This window comes from Pseudomonas sp. FG47 (assembly GCF_057809115.1).
Map to the genome: position 1 here is coordinate 37728 of NZ_JBMDJI010000030.1, position 17066 is coordinate 54793.

The following is a 17066-nucleotide window of genomic DNA, read 5'->3' on the forward strand; positions in this document are numbered from 1 at the left end:
CCAGGGGCCACAAGGCGGCCCTGGATCTCACCTGTCATTTGAACCCTTCGACGATGTATTCGGCCATGCAGTCGGTGATGGGGGAATGCTGCTGGTCGTTGCGCAGCAGCATCACATTGGCCATGTGCAACTGTGGCAAGCCGTCTTCTTCGCCGAGAATGCGCAGTTGCCCGCCGACCAGGCTGTGCAATTGCGCGGTCACCGCCAACCCCGCGGTGACGATGGCGAAGATCGCCGCCAGGCTGGGGCTGGTGTAGGCGATGCGGTACTCGATGCCCTGGCGCTCCAGGGCGTTGCAGGTCCAGGCCCGGCAGAAGCAGTCGGTATTGAACAGCGCCAAGGGCATCGGTCGCTGCTCCTGGGGGCAGAAACCCTCGGCGGCGGCCCATACCAGGCGCTCCTGGCGCAGCAACTGGCCGACTTCATTGCCCGGCTCGCGGGTGACGATGGTCAGGTCCAGGTCCTGGCGCAGCATCAGTTGCTTGGACGAGTCGCAGTGTACCTCGACATGGATCAACGGGTAGGCCTGGGCGAAGCGGGTGAGGATGCTGGGCAGGTAGCGCATGGCGTAGTCGTCCGGCGTGCCGATGCGTACCACCCCGACCATGTGCGGCATGCGCAGGGTGTTGAACACCTCGCCATGCAGCTTGAGGATGCGCCGGGCATAGCCCAGCAGCACCTGGCCTTCGGCGGTCAGGCGTACCTGGCGGCCGTCGCGCTCGAACAGCTGGCGCTGGAGGATGTCTTCCTCCAGGCGTTTCATCTGCATGCTGACCGCCGACTGGGTACGGTTGACCACCTCGCCGGCACGGGTGAAGCCGCCTTGCTCGGCGATGGCGACGAAGGTGCGCAGCACATCGGCATCGAGACTCTGATACTGGGACATGGCATCAATCTCCTAGATGCACGGCATCAGAAACATTCGTTGGATTGATCTTAAGCCTGGGCAGAGACTGGAGCCATCCACAAGGAGGGCGTCATGATGAAAGGTCATTTCAACGTAGCTCACCAACCGGCCGCATCCCTGGGCCATCTGTGGCACGACGCCAGCGGGCTGGTGCTGCGCTGGTTCGAACTGCACCGCCAGCGCGACGAGCTGGCGCGCCTGAGCGATGCCACGCTGCACGACCTGGGGTTGTCGCGGGCGGATATCCAGCAGGAGGCCGACCGGCATTTCTGGGAGGACCCGTTGCGTAAATGAAGGTGGCGACAATCGCGGGCTTGCCCCGCGATTGCGTCTTTACTGTCTGGATACCAGACGGAGCCACCTTATGTCCTTCAGCCTGTCCCTCGCCCAGGCCCGCCGCCTGGCCTTGTCCGCCCAGGGTTTTGGCAAGTCGCCCGCGCGCCCGCCGACCCTCGCCAATCTCAAGCGCATGCTCCAGCGCCTGGGCGTGGTGCAGATCGACTCGGTCAATGCCCTGGTGCGCTCCCATTACCTGCCGTTGTTCTCGCGCCTTGGCGACTATCCAGCCGACCTGCTGGACCAGCTCGCCTGGGGCAAGCGCCGCCAGCGGCGGCTATTCGAATACTGGGGGCATGAGGCCTCGCTGCTGCCGTTGGAGCTCTACCCGCTGATGCGCTGGCGCATGGCCCACGCCGCTGACGGCAAGGGCATCTACCGGCAACTGGCGACCTTTGGCCGTGAGCGGCGCGAGGTCATCGACCGGGTACTGGCCGCCGTGCGCGAGCGTGGCGCGCTAGGTGCAGGCAGCCTGTCGACCCGCGAGGAGCGTGCCGGCCCCTGGTGGGACTGGAGCGAAGAAAAGCACGCGCTGGAATGGCTGTTCGCCGCTGGCGAGGTCACCGTGGCCGGGCGTCGCGGTTTCGAGCGCCTGTACGACCTGCCCGAGCGGGTGCTACCAGCGGAAATCCTAGATCAGGCCCAGCCCAGCGAGGCGGAAGCGCACCAGGGCTTGCTGCTGCACGCCGCCGGCGCCCTGGGCGTGGCCACCGAACAGGATCTGCGTGATTACTTTCGCCTCTCGCCGCAGCAGAGCAAGGCCGCCCTGGCGGTTTTGCTCGAGGACGGGCGCCTGCAGGCTTGCGCCGTGCAGGGCTGGAAACAGCCGGCCTATGTCGCGGGCGTGCCACGGATTCCCCGCCGCATCGAAGCCAGCGCCTTGCTCTCGCCGTTCGATTCGCTGGTCTGGGCGCGCGAGCGTACCGAGCGCCTGTTCGATTTTCGCTATCGCCTGGAGATCTACACCCCGGCGCACAAGCGGGTGTACGGCTACTACGTGCTGCCGTTCCTGCACGGCGGGCGCATCGCCGCGCGCCTGGACCTGCGCGCCGAACGCACCCACGGGCGCCTGGCGGTACATGCAGTGCACGAAGAGGCGCAGGAGCTGGGCGAGACGGGCTACCTGGCGCTGGCGGCCAGCCTGTTGCGTATGGCCAACTGGCTGGGCCTGGCACAGGTGCAGCTCAACTGCCCCCGCGCCGAGGGCAGCCGGCTGCGTCAGGCCTTGCTCAGCGGCGCACCTGCTTGAGGGTTTCGGCGATCAGGAACGCCAGCTCCAGCGACTGGTCGGCGTTCATGCGCGGGTCGCAATGGGTATGGTAGCGGTCGGACAGGCCGTCTTCGGTGATCGGCCGCGCGCCGCCGATGCACTCGGTGACGTTCTGCCCGGTCATCTCGATATGGATGCCGCCGGCATGGCTACCCTCGGCCTGGTGCACCTGGAAGAACTGCTTCACTTCGTCGAGGATCTGCGCGAAGTCGCGGGTCTTGTAGCCGCTGCTGGCCTTGATGGTGTTGCCGTGCATCGGGTCGGAGCTCCACAGCACCTGCCGGCCCTCGCGCTCGACGGTGCGGATCAGCCCCGGCAGGTGGTCGCCGACCTTGCTGGCACCCATGCGCACGATCAGGTTCAGGCGGCCGGGGTCGTTGTCCGGGTTGAGCACGTCGATCAGGCGGATCAACGCTTCAGGGTCCATGCTCGGGCCGACCTTGACCCCGATCGGGTTGTGCACGCCGCGCAGGAACTCGACATGGGCGCCGTCCAGCTGGCGGGTGCGGTCGCCGATCCACAGCATGTGCGCCGAGCAGTCGTAGTAGTCGCCGGTGAGGCTGTCGCGACGCACGAAGGCTTCTTCGTAGTTGAGCAGCAAGGCTTCGTGGGCGGTGAAGAAGCTGGTTTCGCGCAATTGCGGTGCGCTGTCCAGGCCGCAGGCGCGCATGAACGCCAGGGTTTCGTCGATGCGGTTGGCCAGTTGCTGGTATTTGTCGGCCAGGGCTGAGTTGGCGATGAAGTCCAGGTTCCACTTGTGCACCTGGTGCAGGTCGGCGAAGCCGCCCTGGGCGAAGGCGCGCAGCAGGTTGAGGCTGGCGGTGGCCTGGTGGTAGGCCTGCAGCAGGCGCTCGGGGTCGGGCACGCGGCTGGCGGCGTCGAAGCCGATGCCGTTGACGATGTCGCCACGGTAGGCGGGCAGGGTGATGTCGCCGATGGTTTCGTCGTTGGCCGAGCGCGGCTTGGCGAACTGGCCGGCCATGCGCCCGACCTTGACCACCGGGCAGCCGGCGGCGAAGGTCATGACGATGGCCATCTGCAACAGCACCTTGAAGGTGTCGCGGATCTTCGCCGCGGAAAACTCGGCGAAGCTCTCGGCGCAGTCGCCGCCTTGCAGCAGGAATGCCCGGCCCTGGGTGACCTCGGCGAACTGCCGGCGCAGCTCGCGGGCTTCGCCGGCGAATACCAGCGGCGGGTAACCGGCCAGGGTCTGCTCGACCTTGAGCAGGTGCGCGGCGTCGGGGTAGGTCGGTTGCTGCTGGATCGGCAGGGCGCGCCAGCTGTCAGGGCTCCAGGGTCGGGTCATCACAGGCTCTATCTATAGTGTCGGTTCGGGCGTGCCTGTCATGGTAACGCTGGCGACGTGCTTGTTGCACCACCGGCATTGACGGACAATGCGCGTTTTGCGCGGGCAGGTGGCGGGATGGCGACGGAGCGGGAAGAGCGGCTGCTGGCACGGGTCGAGGATGCCTTTGGCGTCATCAGCGTGTACGAGGTGGAGGACTACCGCTTCCTCGAGTTCGGCGACGCCATCGAGCAGAGCTGTACCTTCACGGCCGACCCCAGTTGGCTGGAGTACGACTATACCCGCGCCATGCTGGTCGGCGCACTGTGCCATGCGCAGCCCGAGAGCGCGTTGTTCCTGGGCCTTGGCGCCGGCACCCTGACCCAGGCATGCCTGAAGTTCCTGGCGCTGGAGGACGTCGAGGCCATCGAGCTGCGTCCGGATGTGCCGCGCCTGGCCATGGAGTTCATGGGCCTGGACGACGACCCACGGCTGTACGTGCGGGTGGGCGATGCCCTGGAACTGCTGCCTACGGCCGAGAAGGCCGATTTGCTGTTCGTCGACCTGTATACCGACCATGGCCCTGGCGTCGGGCACCTGGCCTGGGGGTTTCTGGAGCGCTGCCAGCAGCAGCTCAACCCCGGTGGCTGGCTGGTGATCAACCAGTGGGCCGGCGACGATGGCCGGCCGTTGGGGGCGGCGTTGTTGCGAGGCCTGTACCACCGGCATTACTGGGAGTTGCCAGTGAAGGAGGGCAATGTGATCCTGCTGGTGCCGGCGGACCTGGAGCAGAGCCTGGATATCGATGCCGTGCGGGCGCGCGCCACAGCGCTGGCGCCGCAGTTGGGGTATGCGCTGGAGTACCTGATCAAGGCCATCCGCCCGGCGACCTGATGTAATCGCCCAACGCGATCCCTGTGGACGCGACACAAGGCCGCGTCCACAGGGAAACGATTCAGCCTGGATCCAATGTGGGTCGTCACTGTCGAAATATTTCTCACAATTCACGGCTATTTCGGGTATAGTACGCGCCGGTCTTTTAGCGGACCTCAAAATCAGGTGGTGCAAATCCTCCGAATCCAGCTTCGGCTGCATGTCCGCTAGGCGGACCCTCTCACACGTTTCTTTTTCAATCGTTTTCGCAAATCCCCGCCGCCAAAGCTGCCTGGGTGACCTTCGGGTCTTTCAAGGCATGTGCAGCTTTGGAGCATGGGTCTTTGCGGATGCACCTAGAGGCAGACCCATGACCCAGGAAACCGGCGGATTCGCCGCTCTCGATCTCAACCCGAATATCGTTGCTGCCGTCCTGGCTACCGGCTATGAAGAGCCGTCGGCCATCCAGCAACAGTCGATCCCGATCATCCTCGCCGGTCACGACATGATCGGCCAGGCGCAGACTGGCACCGGCAAGACCGCTGCCTTCGCCCTGCCGATCCTCAACAAGATCGACGTGAGCAAGCGCGAACCGCAAGCCCTGATCCTGGCGCCAACCCGTGAGTTGGCGCTGCAAGTAGCCACCGCCTTCGAAACCTACGCCAAGCAGATGCCGGGCGTGAACGTGGTGGCCGTGTACGGTGGCGCCCCGATGGGCCCACAGTTGCGTGCCATTCGCAATGGCGCCCAGATCGTCGTCGCTACCCCTGGCCGCCTGTGCGACCACCTGCGCCGTGACGAGAAAGTCCTGTCCACCGTGCAGTACCTGGTGCTCGACGAAGCGGACGAAATGCTCAAGCTCGGCTTCATGGACGACCTGGAAGTGATCTTCAAGGCCATTCCCGAGTCGCGCCAGACCGTGCTGTTCTCCGCCACCCTGCCGTCGTCGATCCGTTCGATCGCCGAGCGTCACCTGCGCGAGCCCAAGCACGTCAAGATCCAGAGCAAGACCCAGACCGTCACCGCGATCGACCAGGCTCACCTGATGGTCCACGCCGACCAGAAGATCCCGGCCGTGCTGCGCCTGCTGGAGGTCGAAGAGTTCGACGCGCTGATCGCCTTCGTGCGTACCAAGCAAGCCACCCTGGACCTGGCCTCCGCTCTGGAAGCCAAGGGCTACAAGGCTGCCGCGTTGAACGGCGACATCGCCCAGAACCAGCGTGAGCGGGTGATCGACTCGCTCAAGGATGGCCGCCTGGACATCGTCGTCGCCACCGACGTCGCCGCCCGTGGCCTGGACGTACCGCGTATCACCCACGTGTTCAACGTCGACATGCCGTACGACCCAGAGTCCTACGTGCACCGTATCGGCCGTACTGGCCGTGCCGGTCGCGAAGGTCGTGCACTGCTGCTGGTCACCCCGCGTGAGCGCCGCATGCTGCAGGTCATCGAGCGTGTGACCGGGCAGAAGGTCGCCGAAGCCCGCCTGCCGAACGCCCAGGCCGTGCTGGACGCGCGCATCAAGAAGCTGACCAACAGCCTGGCCCCGCTGGTGGCCGACGCAGAGGCCAGCCATGGCGATCTGCTCGACCGTCTGACCGAAGCCCTGGGTTGCAGCCCGCGTGCCCTGGCCTCGGCCCTGCTGCGCAAGGCCACCAACGGCCAGGCGCTGGACTTGGCTTCGGTTGAGCGTGAGCAGCCGCTGGTGCCGACCTACACCCCGCGTGAGCGAGGCGAGCGTACCGAACGCGCCGAGCGTCCTGACCGTGGTGATCGCGAGCGTCGTGCGCCGATGCCGCTGGCCGAAGGCCGCGTGCGTTGCCGTACCGCCCTGGGTGCCCGTGACGGCATCGCGGCCAAGAACCTGCTGGGGGCGATCCTCAACGAAGGTGGCCTGGCCCGTGACGCCATCGGTCGCATCCAGGTGCGCGACAGCTTCAGCCTGATCGAGCTGCCGGAAGAAGGCCTGGAGCGTCTGCTGTCCAAGCTCAAGGACACCCGTGTGGCCGGCAAGCAGCTCAAGCTGCGTCGCTACCGCGAGGACTGATCCTGGCGCTGCAATGAAAAATCCCCGGCCCGTGCCGGGGATTTTTTTTGCCTGTCTATCAGCTGATCATGCTCCCGGCAATCTTCAGTCGAACCGATAGATATCCATCCCCAGCGCCCCCAGCGTGAACCCCTGATGCACGATGCCAAACCGTGCCCCGGCACCCATGGCAAAGAACAAGGGCAGCAAATGTTCGTCACTGGGATGGTTGCGCGCAGCAAACGGCGCCTGTCGACGATAGTCCAGCAGCGCTTTCTCGTCCCCCGCCTCCAGCCGTTCCACCACCCAGTCGCGAAACGCCAGTGCCCAGGGTGCGACCGCGTCCGGCCCAGCATGCCAGTCCAGTTCGCCCAGGTTGTGGGTGATGCTGCCCGAACCGAGCAGCAGGATGCCTTCCTCGCGTAGTGTCGACAGCGCTTGGCCAACCTTCAGCTGCAGGGCGGGGCCGGCCTGGCTGGGCAGCGACACCTGGATCACCGGGATGTTGGCTTCTGGATACATCAGTGACAGCGGCACCCAGGCGCCGTGGTCGAATGGCCGCTGCGTATCCAACCGCGCGCCCAGGCGCTCGGCGACCTGTCGGGCCAGCTCCGGCGCGCCTGGCGCGGGGTACTGCACGGCATACAGGGCCGGCGGAAAACCATGGAAGTCGTGCCAGGTCTGCGGCTGTGGGTTGCCCATTACCAGCAGCTCGCGGCTTTCCCAATGCGCCGACACCACCACGATTGCCTTGGGGTGGGGCAGGGCGCGGGCCAGCCCGGCCAGTGCCGGGCCGCTGGCGCCGGGTTGCAGGGCAAGCATGGGGGAGCCGTGGGAAATGAACAGGCTGGGCAGCATGGCGGGATCCTGAGGGGTAAGATGCCCCATCTTCGGTCAGCCAAAGATCGAGATCCAATATAAGTTTTCATAAGCTTTTATCGAAAAACCGGAGGAATCATGGAGCCAGCGTTCTGGCACAAGCGGTGGGCGGATAACCAGATCGGTTTTCACCAGCTCCAGGTGAACCCTTACCTGCAGGCGCATTGGCCGACGTTGGCGCTGGCGCCTGGCGCGCGGGTGCTGGTGCCTTTGTGCGGCAAGAGCCTGGACATGCTCTGGCTGGCCGCGCAGGGGTATCAGGTGTTGGGGGTGGAGCTATCGCGCCAGGCGGTGGCGGATTTCTTCACCGAGCATGGGTTGCAGGTGCAGGTGACTCGGCACGGCGCGTTCGAGAGCTGGCGCAGTGATGAGGTGGAGATCTGGTGCGGGGATGTATTCGCCTTGCGTGCCGAGGACCTTGCCGATTGCCCGGGGATCTATGACCGCGCGGCCTTGATTGCGCTGCCGCCTGAAATGCGCGAGCGGTACATGGCGCTGCTGGGCGAGCAATTGCCGAAGGCGTGTCGTGGCTTGCTGGTGACCCTGGATTACGACCAGGCGTTGATCGACGGGCCGCCGTTCTCGGTGGCGGATGCCGAAGTGCGGGCAGGGTTTGCCGGGTGGCAGGTCGATGAGGTCGAAGGGCGGGAGATTCTTGGTGAGAGTCCGAAGTTTCTGAAGGCGGGCGTTGAAAGCCTGGTAGAGCGCGTCTATCGGCTACGACGCTAAGCTGGCTTCGACCCTGTAGAGCCGGCTTGCCGGCGAACACCGGCATGGCCGGTGCCATCCTGCGCGGCGCCGGGTTCGCCAGCAAGCTGGCTCCTACAGGTATTGCAGGCCGAGGAGCGACATGGGCGCAAAAAGGGCGACCGAAGTCGCCCTTTTTCGTAGCTGCCAGGATCAACCGCGACGGCGCAGTGCGTCGATACGGTCTTCCAGTGGCGGGTGGCTCATCAGCAGGCCGGCCAGCCCGTGCTTGAGGCCGCCATTGATGCCGAAGGCCTTCATGGTGTCGGGCATGTGCACCGGCAGGCCTTGCTCCGAGCGCAGGCGCTGCAGGGCGCCGATCATCGCGTTGGTGCCGGCCAGGTGGGCGCCGGCTTCGTCGGCGCGGAACTCACGGCGGCGCGAGTACCACATGACGATGATGCTGGCGAGGATGCCCAGGACCAGCTCGGCGACGATGGTCGCGACGAAGTAGGCGATGCCGTGGCCTTCCTCGTTCTTGAAGATCACCCGGTCGACGAAGTTGCCGATGATACGGGCGAAGAACATCACGAAGGTGTTCACCACGCCTTGCACCAGGGCCATGGTGACCATGTCACCGTTGGCCACGTGGCCGATCTCGTGGGCCAGCACCGCGCGCACCTCGTCGGGCGAGAAACGCTCGAGCAGGCCCTGGGACACGGCCACCAAGGCATCGTTGCGGTTCCAGCCGGTGGCGAAGGCGTTGGCCTCGTAGGCCGGGAAGATACCCACCTCGGGCATCTTGATGCCGGCTTCACGGGACAGCTCCTCGACGGTCTGCAGCAGCCACTGCTCGTGACGGGTGCGGGGCTGGCTGATGATCTGGGTGCCGGTGGTCATCTTCGCCATCCACTTGGAGATGAACAGCGAGACCAGCGAACCCGCAAAACCGAACACGGCGCAGAAGACCAGCAGCTGGCTGAGGTTGAGGTCAACCCCGTTGGCTGCCATGAACCCGTTGAAGCCGAACAGGCTCAGGGTAATGCTTGCAACCAGCACCACCGCGAGGTTGGTGGCTACAAACAACAGAATGCGCATCATGGTTGTTACGTTCTCCTGACGGATGAGTTCGTTGCGTACTGCGGGGTATATAAGGGGGAGGCCACGCCGATTCAACCGGGGGACTATTTCAAACTGTGTACGCGGGGAAGTATGGCAGAGGATGCCGCAGGGGCTGTGGGGCAGAGCGTTGCAGGATGTAAAGGTCCCGTTGGGTGATCGGCGTAGGAGCCTTGCCGGCGAACACCGGTGTCGCCGGTGCCCTGCACCGCGGCGCTTGGTTCGCCAGCAAGGCTGGCTCCTACGGTTGGCCCTGGCGCTTACTGCGAATAAGTGCGCAGGAAATTGCCGATCCGGCCGATGGCCTGCTCCAGGTCGTCGACCCGCGGCAGGGTGACCACGCGGAAGTGGTCTGGCCACGGCCAGTTGAACGCCGTGCCCTGGACGATCAGCAGCTTCTCCGAGAGCAGCAGGTCGAGGGCGAATTTCTCATCGTTGAGGATCGGGCAGACCTTCGGGTCGATGCGCGGGAAGGCATACAGTGCGCCCATCGGCTTCACGCAGCTGACCCCGGGGATGTCGTTGAGCAGCTCGTAGGTGCGGTTGCGCTGCTCCAGCAGGCGGCCTGGCGGCAGCACCAGATCGTTGATGCTCTGGTAGCCGCCCAGGGCGGTCTGGATCGCGTGCTGGGCCGGCACGTTGGCGCACAGACGCATGTTGGCCAGCATGTCGATGCCTTCGATGTAGCTCTGGGCGTGGTGCTTGGGCCCGGAGATGATCAGCCAGCCAGAGCGGAAACCGGCCACCCGGTACGACTTGGACAGGCCGTTGAAGGTCAGGCACAGCAGGTCCGGGGCCAGTGACGCGGTGCTGATATGCACGGCCTCATCGTAGAGGATCTTGTCATAGATCTCGTCGGAGAACACCACCAGGTTGTGCTGGCGCGCCAGTTCCAGCATGCCTTGCAGCAGCTCGCGGGAGTACACCGCGCCGGTCGGGTTGTTCGGGTTGATGATCACCAGGGCCTTGGTGTTCGGGGTGATCTTGGCCTTGATGTCGTCAAGGTCGGGGAACCAGTCGGCCTGCTCGTCGCACAGGTAGTGCACCGGCTTGCCGCCGGCCAAGCTCACCGCGGCGGTCCACAGCGGGTAGTCGGGAGCCGGGATCAGCACTTCATCGCCGTTGTTGAGCAGCGCCTGCATCGACATCACGATCAGCTCGGACACGCCGTTGCCCAGGTAGATGTCCTCGATGGTGACGCCTTCGATTTCTTTTTGCTGGCAGTACTGCATCACTGCCTTGCGCGCGCTGAACAGGCCCTTGGAGTCGCTGTAGCCCTGGGCGGTCGGCAGGTTGCGGATAACGTCCTGGAGGATCTCGTCCGGCGCTTCGAAACCAAACGGCGCCGGGTTGCCGATGTTCAGCTTGAGGATGCGGTGGCCTTCCTCTTCCAGGCGTTTGGCGTGCTTGAGCACGGGGCCGCGAATGTCATAGCAGACATTGGCGAGCTTGTTCGATTTGCTGAACTGCATGATGAGATCCCGAGTGAGAATACGCACCGCCCTTTATCGAAAGGTTTGAAAGGGCGGGAAGCGGGTGCCAGACTTGCTGCCTTGCACACGAAGCCAACTAATATACGTGCCACCCGCGCCAGGGAAAAGCCAGCGCGAGGTGAAATTCAGCCTGCCGAGGTTCCACCATGCAAAAGATCGACAAAACCCTGGACGAATGGCGCGCCATGCTCGACCCGGCCCAGTATCAGGTGTGCCGCCTCAAGGGCACCGAACGGCCGTTCAGCGGCAAGTACAACAGCGAGCGCCGCGACGGCATCTACCATTGCATCTGCTGCGACCTGGCGCTGTTCGACGCCAAGGCCAAGTTCGATTCCGGCTGCGGCTGGCCGAGTTTCTATGAGCCTATCGAGGCCGCCGCGATGATCGAGATTCGTGACACTTCCCACGGCATGATTCGCACCGAGGTCACCTGCGCCCAGTGCGATGCCCACCTCGGCCATGTGTTCCCCGACGGCCCGCCACCGACCGGGCAGCGCTACTGCATCAACTCGGTGTGCCTGGACCTCAAGCCCCGCGACTGACCCCGTCACCGAAGGAGCGCCAATCATGGCCGATCCACTGCTGGACATCCCCTGTGTCACCCTGGGCGGCGAGCACAAGAAGCTCGGTGATTTCCCCGGCAAGGCGCTGCTGGTGGTCAACACCGCCAGCCAGTGTGGCTTCACCCCCCAGTACAAGGGCCTGGAGCGCCTGTGGCAGGAATACCGCGAGCAGGGCCTGGTGGTGCTGGGCTTTCCCTGCAACCAGTTCGGCAAGCAGGAGCCGGGCGATGCCCGCGAGATCGCGCAGTTCTGCGAGCTCAATTTCGGCGTGAGCTTCCCGCTGTTTCGCAAGGTCGAGGTCAATGGCCCTGGTGCCCACCCGCTGTTCGCCGAGCTCAAGCGTCGCGCCCCAGGGCTGCTGGGCACGCAGAAGATCAAGTGGAACTTCACCAAGTTCCTGCTCGACCCGGCCAGCGGCCAGGTCACCCGCTTTGCCCCGACCACCAAGCCCGAAGCGCTGAAGTCGGCGATCGAACCTTTGCTCAGCCGCTGAGCGGCACCCAGTGGTCGATCAGCGCCAATAGCTCCTCGCGGCGAAACGGCTTGGCCAAATAGTCGTTCATGCCCGCGGCGCGGCAGCGTTCGCGCTCCTCGGGCATGGCATTGGCGGTCAGCGCGACGATCGGCAGCTCTGGCCAGCGCCCGCCCTGGCGGATGCGCCGGCTGGCCTCGTAGCCGTCCATCACCGGCATGTTGCAGTCCATCAGCACCAGGTCGAAGTCCTCCTGTTCCAGGCGCTCCAGGGCCTCGCCGCCATGGGCGGCGACCTGCACCTGGCAGCCGAGCTTGCCGAGCATGCCCTTGGCCACCAACTGGTTCACCGGGTTGTCTTCCACCAGCAGCACCCGCGCGCGGCGCTCCAGGGTCGCCGGTACCTCGTGGGGCAGGGGCGCGCTGGGCTCGCCCAGGAGGGTGCGGCGCAACGTCTGGTACAGCGCGTTGCGCGCCAGGGGCCGGGCCAGCTGGTGCAGCGGCGCCAGTTGCGTGGCCTGCTCGCTGGGCAGGAAGTTGCCGTAGGCGGTCACCAGCAGGATTGGCGCGAGGATGGTCGGGCGCAGGTCGAGCACATGGTCGAGGTCGTCGGTGATCAGCAGGTCGACCGTGCTGCCGGCCAGTTCGGCGGCATTGTCATGGCGGGTGTAATCCAGCCCCCAGCGCGGCAGCAGTTGTCCGAGCAGCTCGGCCAGGCCGCTACCAGCGTTGCCCAGGGCCACCACGCGCCCGGCCAGTGGCGCCGGCGGGATGGCCTCGGTGTGGGCGGCCAAGGGCAGGTCGGCGCTGAAGCGGCTGCCAAAACCGGTCTCGGAATGGATGGTCAGGTGCCCCTGCATGGCCTTGCACAGGTTGCGCGTCAGGGTCAGGCCCAGGCCGGTGCCGCCGTATTGGCGGGTGATGCCGGCGCCGGCCTGGGTGAACGGCTGGAAGATCCGCGCCTGGGCCTCTTCGGGGATGCCGATGCCGGTGTCGCAGACCTCCAGGCGCACGCCGCCGACAATGCACGACAGGCGCAGGTCGACGCGGCCGAAGCGGGTGAACTTGAGGGCGTTGGACAGCAGGTTGCTGACGATCTGGCGGACCCGGGTCGGGTCGCCGAGCACCGTGCTGGGGAAGTCCGGGGCGATCAGGCAGGTCAGCTCGACGCTGGGCGCGGCATTCTGCGACAGCAGGTTGGCGGTGTCCTCGACCATCGCCCCGAGGTCGAAGGCAATGCGCTCGAGCTCCAGTTGCCCGGCATCGAACTTGGACAGGTCGAGGATATCGTTGAGCAATTCCACCAGCACCTTGCCCGAGTCGTGGGCGATCGATAGCTGCTGGCGCTGTTCGGCGGCCAGGCCGCTGTCCAGGGCCAGGGCGATCATGCCGAGCATGCCGTTGAGCGGGGTGCGGATCTCGTGGCTCATGTTGGCCAGGAACGCCGCGCGGGCCTGGGCCATGTCCAGGGCGCGCTGGCGGGCCTCGTCCAGCTCCTGGTTGGACAGGCTCAGGCGGCTGTTGCTGGCCTTGAGCTCGTCGGTGCGCGCCGAGACGATGTCTTCCAGCTCGTTGAGGTACTGGGTCAGGCGGTTCTCGGCGGCGCGCCGTTGCTGGATCTCGGTGGCCATGCTGACGAACTGCTGATTGGCGACCCGCACCAGCACGCCGATCTCGTCGTTGTCGTGGCCCTTGGGGCAGTCGAGGCGGGTTTGCCGCGGGGTGCGCGCGTCGTTGCCGCTGAGCGCGCCGATCACCGTGACCAGGGGCTTGGTCAGCATCAGGTAGAACAGCGCCAGGAGGATGCCGGTGAGCACCAAGCTGCGGGCGAAACCGTTGACCAGGGTGACTCCGGCGCGGTCGAGAAAGCGCCCGCCGAAGGCGTAGGTATCGACGTCCAGGTACAGGGTGCCGAGGTATTCCTTGGGCATGTGGGCGAGGAACAGGCGGTCGCGGAACTGGCGTTGCTCGCCGAACAGGAAGTCCGACAGCGGCCGGTAGCGGCTCTCCAGGCGTGGACGCTGGACATCGGCCAGCACCGTGTCATTGTTGTCGATCAACTGCGCGCGGATCACCGCCGGCGATTGCAGCAGGCCGCCGGTGAGCTCCTGGGCAAGCTCGGTGTCGATGTTGTAGGCAATGCGCGAGGCCGTGTCATGGCTGATCTTCATCAACGCCTGAATTTCACGGTTGATGGACGCGTCTTCGCTGGCATAATCGATGCCGATCTGGATGAGACTGAGCAATGTTCCCAGGATGAAGCCGACCAGGACTGTCAACCGGGCTTGCTTGTATGACAGGCGATTGGTGAACTTGATATCCATGGGTCCCAAGCCGGTTACTTGCTCCGTGCGCTGCGCAAGCATAGCCGATCAGCCCTGGCTGCTGGCGGGTCTGTCTGTTCATTTCAGTTGAGCGTGAATCTAAGGGCCGCTTTGCGCGCCCTGACAAACTGAAATTCACTAGGAGTCGTCATGGACGCCCGACTTACCGCTTTTCTCGACCGCGCCGAATCCGTGCTTGCGCGTCTGGAACCCTTGTTGCCCGCGCAACGCCCGAACATCGACTGGGGCCATACCCTGGCTGCCCGCTGGCAGCGCGATGGCCGCAGCGGCTATCTGATGCCGTTGGAGGTCAGCCTGGATATCCGCCTGACCGACCTGATCGGCGTCGACCAGCAGCGTGACCAGCTGGGCCGCAATACTCACCAGTTCATCAGCGGCATGCCGGCCAACCACGCCTTGCTGTGGGGCTCGCGTGGCACCGGCAAGTCGTCGCTGGTGCGCGCGCTGCTGGCCGAACACGCAGGCCAGGGCTTGCGCCTGATCGAGATCGAGCGCGATCACCTGGCCGACCTGCCGCGGGTGGTCGAGCAACTGCAAAAGCTCGAGCAGCGTTTCATCCTGTTCTGCGACGACCTGTCGTTCGAGGCCGGGGAGGGCGACTACCGGGTGCTCAAGAGCGTGCTCGACGGCTCGCTGGAACAGGCGCCGGACAACGTGCTGCTGTACGCCACCTCCAACCGTCGCCACCTGGTACCGGAAAAACAGAGCGACAACGAAAACTGGAAGATGGTCGATGGCGAGCTGCACCCCAACGAGGCGGTGGAGGACAAGATCGCCCTGTCCGACCGTTTCGGCCTGTGGCTGTCGTTCTATCCGTTCTCCCAGGAGCACTTCCTCAACGTGGTCGAACACTGGATCGGCCAGCTGGCGCGCCCAGCCGGGCTGCGCTGGCAGCGCAACGAAGAGCTCGACATCCTCGCCGTGCGCTGGGCCACCGGCCGCGGCAACCGTAATGGCCGCTGTGCCTATCAGTTCGCCCGCTACTGGGTCGGGCTGCAATTGCTGGAGCAGAAATAAATGATCGACCTCAATGCCAGTGGCAAGGGCCTCGACGGCTACGACCTGCTGGCTGCGCAAGTGCGGGCGTTGTTTGCCGACGAGCGCGACTTCATCGCCAATGCCGCGCAGTTCTCGGCGTTCCTGTTCAGCCAGGTCGAGGACTTGAACTGGGCGGGGTTCTACCTCAATCGCAACGAGGAGCTGGTGCTCGGCCCGTTCCAGGGCCAGGTGGCGTGCGTGCGCATTCCATTCGGCCGGGGCGTGTGCGGTGCCGCGGCGGCGAGCCGGCAAACCCAGCGGGTCGAGGATGTGCATGCCTTCCCCGGGCACATCGCTTGCGACAGCGCGTCCAACAGCGAGCTGGTGATTCCGCTGGTGAAGGGCGGTCGGCTGATTGGCGTGCTTGATCTGGACAGCCCGAAACTGGCGCGTTTCAGCGAGGCCGACCAGGTGGGGCTGGAGCGCTTGGTCGAGGTGTTCCTCGAGTTGAGCGACTGCTGAAAATGAAGAAGGGGCCTGCAAAGGCCCCTTTCTTTTTGTTTGCTCCTGTTCGCCGGCAAGCCGGCTCCTACACGCGATCTGTAGGTGCCGGCTTGCCGGCGTGCAGGCCTTGGCCTCGCTCGATCAATCGTAGATGACCTTCTTCTTCCAGGTTTCGTCCTCGTCGGTCTTCAGGCCCTGGGTCAGCGCGTTCTGGTCGTTCTCCGCCGGCTCCATCTGGTCCAGAACCTGGGCGTTGGCGCGGTTCAGCAGTTTTTCCAGGTAAGTCAGCTGCTCTTCATACTGCTTGGGCTCAGGTTGTTTGCGCAGGTATTGCACGCCACGCTCGAAGGCCAGGCGCGCCTGGCCCGGCTGGTTCTGCTGCAGGGCCTGCTGGCCCAGGTTGTTGAAGAACTCGATGTGCAGCAGCACCAGGATATGGCGGATCTCCTTGACCCAGTACTTGCCTTCGTTGGTGGCCAGGAAGCCTTCCTGGGTGGCGCGCACGATCTGGTTGTGCAGCAGCTCCAGCAGGAAGCGCACATCCTTGGCCTTGGCTTCGGTATGGATCGGCGAGGGCGGGTTGTTCACCGGGATACGCTCGGCCTGGCTGATCAGCCCCTCGAGCTCGGCGATACGCGCCTTGAGGTCGCCGCTGTGCTTGTCCAGTGCCAGCTGGCGCTGGTTGAGGTTCAGCTCCAGGCGGGTCAGCAGCAGCTTGAGGGCCGGGGTCATGAACTGGCCGGGGAAGGTTTCGGTGATCTCGCCACAGCGGCGCAGGCGATCGGCCAGTTCGACTTTCAAGCGTGCGCGCTCGAGCTTGCTGTTCTCGACCACGTTGTTGAGGTAGCCGATCACGATCAGTAATGCGATGCCCGCCACGATAAGCAGGGTGATCAGAAGTGGTGTCACCGTTAACGCCTCATGAAGAAGTTTTGCATCTGGTAAAGAGTGTAGTGAGTTCACCTGGGGGCGAACAGTGCAGCCCGGCGGAACTCGCGCGCTCGCGCCTTATTTCTATGTCGGCAGGGCTGCGCGAATCTACAGTTGATGGCACATGGCTATGAGCTTGCCGAGGCCGTGTCAGAAAATCAACGCCAATCCCCGGACACATCCTGCACCACCCCCTGTGGCAACGGGAAGTCATTGATTTAAATAAATTTCTACAAAGGGGTTGACGACCCTGCAAGGCATCCATAGAATGCGCGCCACTTGCAGCGTAAAGCAAACAGCGAAACGCGGCAGGGAGTGAAAGCAAGCATGCAAATGCGAGCAGCGTGTCCCCTTCGTCTAGTGGCCTAGGACACCGCCCTTTCACGGCGGTAACAGGGGT

General features: G+C 64.8%; 16 protein-coding genes. 9 read left to right on the forward strand and 7 right to left on the reverse strand.

Translation table 11 applies throughout. From position 1 onward, the window contains the following. Window positions 1-34 precede the first annotated feature (34 nt). The gene (locus tag ACODS5_RS19290; protein ID WP_489109412.1) at window positions 35-886 is read right to left on the reverse strand and encodes a LysR substrate-binding domain-containing protein; all 852 of its coding nucleotides are present in this window, start codon (window positions 884-886) and stop codon (window positions 35-37) included. A gap of 96 nt (window positions 887-982) precedes the next feature. Between ACODS5_RS19290 and ACODS5_RS19295 the strand changes: the two genes are divergently transcribed. Together ACODS5_RS19295 and ACODS5_RS19300 are read left to right on the forward strand one after the other, a co-directional pair. After that, window positions 983-1201 carry a DUF1127 domain-containing protein gene (locus ACODS5_RS19295; protein WP_031316004.1) on the forward strand — a complete coding sequence of 73 codons (219 nt, stop codon included), beginning with the start codon at window positions 983-985 and terminating at the stop codon, window positions 1199-1201. A gap of 70 nt (window positions 1202-1271) precedes the next feature. Further along, the gene (locus ACODS5_RS19300; protein ID WP_489109413.1) at window positions 1272-2492 is read left to right on the forward strand and encodes a winged helix-turn-helix domain-containing protein; all 1221 of its coding nucleotides are present in this window, start codon (window positions 1272-1274) and stop codon (window positions 2490-2492) included. Here ACODS5_RS19300 and ACODS5_RS19305 read toward each other — a convergent pair. Further along, entirely contained in the window at window positions 2473-3819 is a 1347-nt protein-coding gene (locus ACODS5_RS19305) for a class II 3-deoxy-7-phosphoheptulonate synthase (protein ID WP_134693081.1), read from the reverse strand. The genes ACODS5_RS19300 and ACODS5_RS19305 overlap by 20 nt on opposite strands. 117 nt (window positions 3820-3936) lie before the next feature. Between ACODS5_RS19305 and ACODS5_RS19310 the strand changes: the two genes are divergently transcribed. Further along, window positions 3937-4692, forward strand: a complete 756-nt coding sequence (locus ACODS5_RS19310) for a spermidine synthase (RefSeq protein ID WP_134693082.1) — start codon at window positions 3937-3939, stop codon at window positions 4690-4692. 349 nt (window positions 4693-5041) lie between these two features. Further along, window positions 5042-6718, forward strand: a complete 1677-nt coding sequence (locus ACODS5_RS19315) for a DEAD/DEAH box helicase (protein WP_134693083.1) — start codon at window positions 5042-5044, stop codon at window positions 6716-6718. 84 nt (window positions 6719-6802) lie between these two features. Here the strand turns inward: ACODS5_RS19315 and ACODS5_RS19320 are convergent, their stop codons facing one another. Beyond that, window positions 6803-7555: a DODA-type extradiol aromatic ring-opening family dioxygenase gene (locus ACODS5_RS19320; RefSeq protein WP_489109414.1), complete on the reverse strand. Its 753-nt coding sequence runs from the start codon at window positions 7553-7555 to the stop codon at window positions 6803-6805. 99 nt (window positions 7556-7654) lie between these two features. Between ACODS5_RS19320 and ACODS5_RS19325 the strand changes: the two genes are divergently transcribed. After that, entirely contained in the window at window positions 7655-8305 is a 651-nt protein-coding gene (locus ACODS5_RS19325) for a thiopurine S-methyltransferase (RefSeq protein WP_489109415.1), read from the forward strand. Window positions 8306-8476: 171 nt separating this feature from the next. Here the strand turns inward: ACODS5_RS19325 and htpX are convergent, their stop codons facing one another. Both htpX and ACODS5_RS19335 read right to left on the reverse strand, forming a co-directional pair. Beyond that, on the reverse strand, window positions 8477-9364 hold the full coding sequence (gene htpX, locus ACODS5_RS19330; RefSeq protein ID WP_134693086.1) for a protease HtpX: 888 nt from the start codon (window positions 9362-9364) through the stop codon (window positions 8477-8479). Window positions 9365-9642: 278 nt separating this feature from the next. Further along, complete coding sequence (locus tag ACODS5_RS19335) at window positions 9643-10854, reverse strand: pyridoxal phosphate-dependent aminotransferase (RefSeq protein ID WP_134693087.1); 1212 nt, start codon at window positions 10852-10854, stop codon at window positions 9643-9645. A 167-nt stretch (window positions 10855-11021) separates the two neighbouring features. Between ACODS5_RS19335 and msrB the strand changes: the two genes are divergently transcribed. Continuing rightward, window positions 11022-11417 carry a peptide-methionine (R)-S-oxide reductase MsrB gene (gene msrB / locus ACODS5_RS19340; protein ID WP_489109416.1) on the forward strand — a complete coding sequence of 132 codons (396 nt, stop codon included), beginning with the start codon at window positions 11022-11024 and terminating at the stop codon, window positions 11415-11417. A 25-nt stretch (window positions 11418-11442) separates the two neighbouring features. After that, entirely contained in the window at window positions 11443-11931 is a 489-nt protein-coding gene (locus ACODS5_RS19345) for a glutathione peroxidase (protein WP_134693089.1), read from the forward strand. Here ACODS5_RS19345 and ACODS5_RS19350 read toward each other — a convergent pair. After that, on the reverse strand, window positions 11921-14275 hold the full coding sequence (locus ACODS5_RS19350; RefSeq protein ID WP_134693090.1) for a response regulator: 2355 nt from the start codon (window positions 14273-14275) through the stop codon (window positions 11921-11923). The two genes, ACODS5_RS19345 and ACODS5_RS19350, sit on opposite strands and share 11 nt — an antisense overlap. A gap of 108 nt (window positions 14276-14383) precedes the next feature. On the opposite strand from ACODS5_RS19350, the gene ACODS5_RS19355 reads away from it, so the two are divergent. Continuing rightward, a complete protein-coding gene (locus ACODS5_RS19355; protein WP_489109417.1) occupies window positions 14384-15271 on the forward strand; it encodes an ATP-binding protein in 888 nt (295 codons plus the stop codon). Then, window positions 15272-15754, forward strand: a complete 483-nt coding sequence (locus ACODS5_RS19360) for a GAF domain-containing protein (protein ID WP_134693092.1) — start codon at window positions 15272-15274, stop codon at window positions 15752-15754. Between the two features lie 123 nt (window positions 15755-15877). Here the strand turns inward: ACODS5_RS19360 and ACODS5_RS19365 are convergent, their stop codons facing one another. Next, window positions 15878-16645, reverse strand: a complete 768-nt coding sequence (locus tag ACODS5_RS19365) for a hypothetical protein (protein WP_134693093.1) — start codon at window positions 16643-16645, stop codon at window positions 15878-15880. Between the last annotated feature and the right edge of the window lie 421 nt (window positions 16646-17066).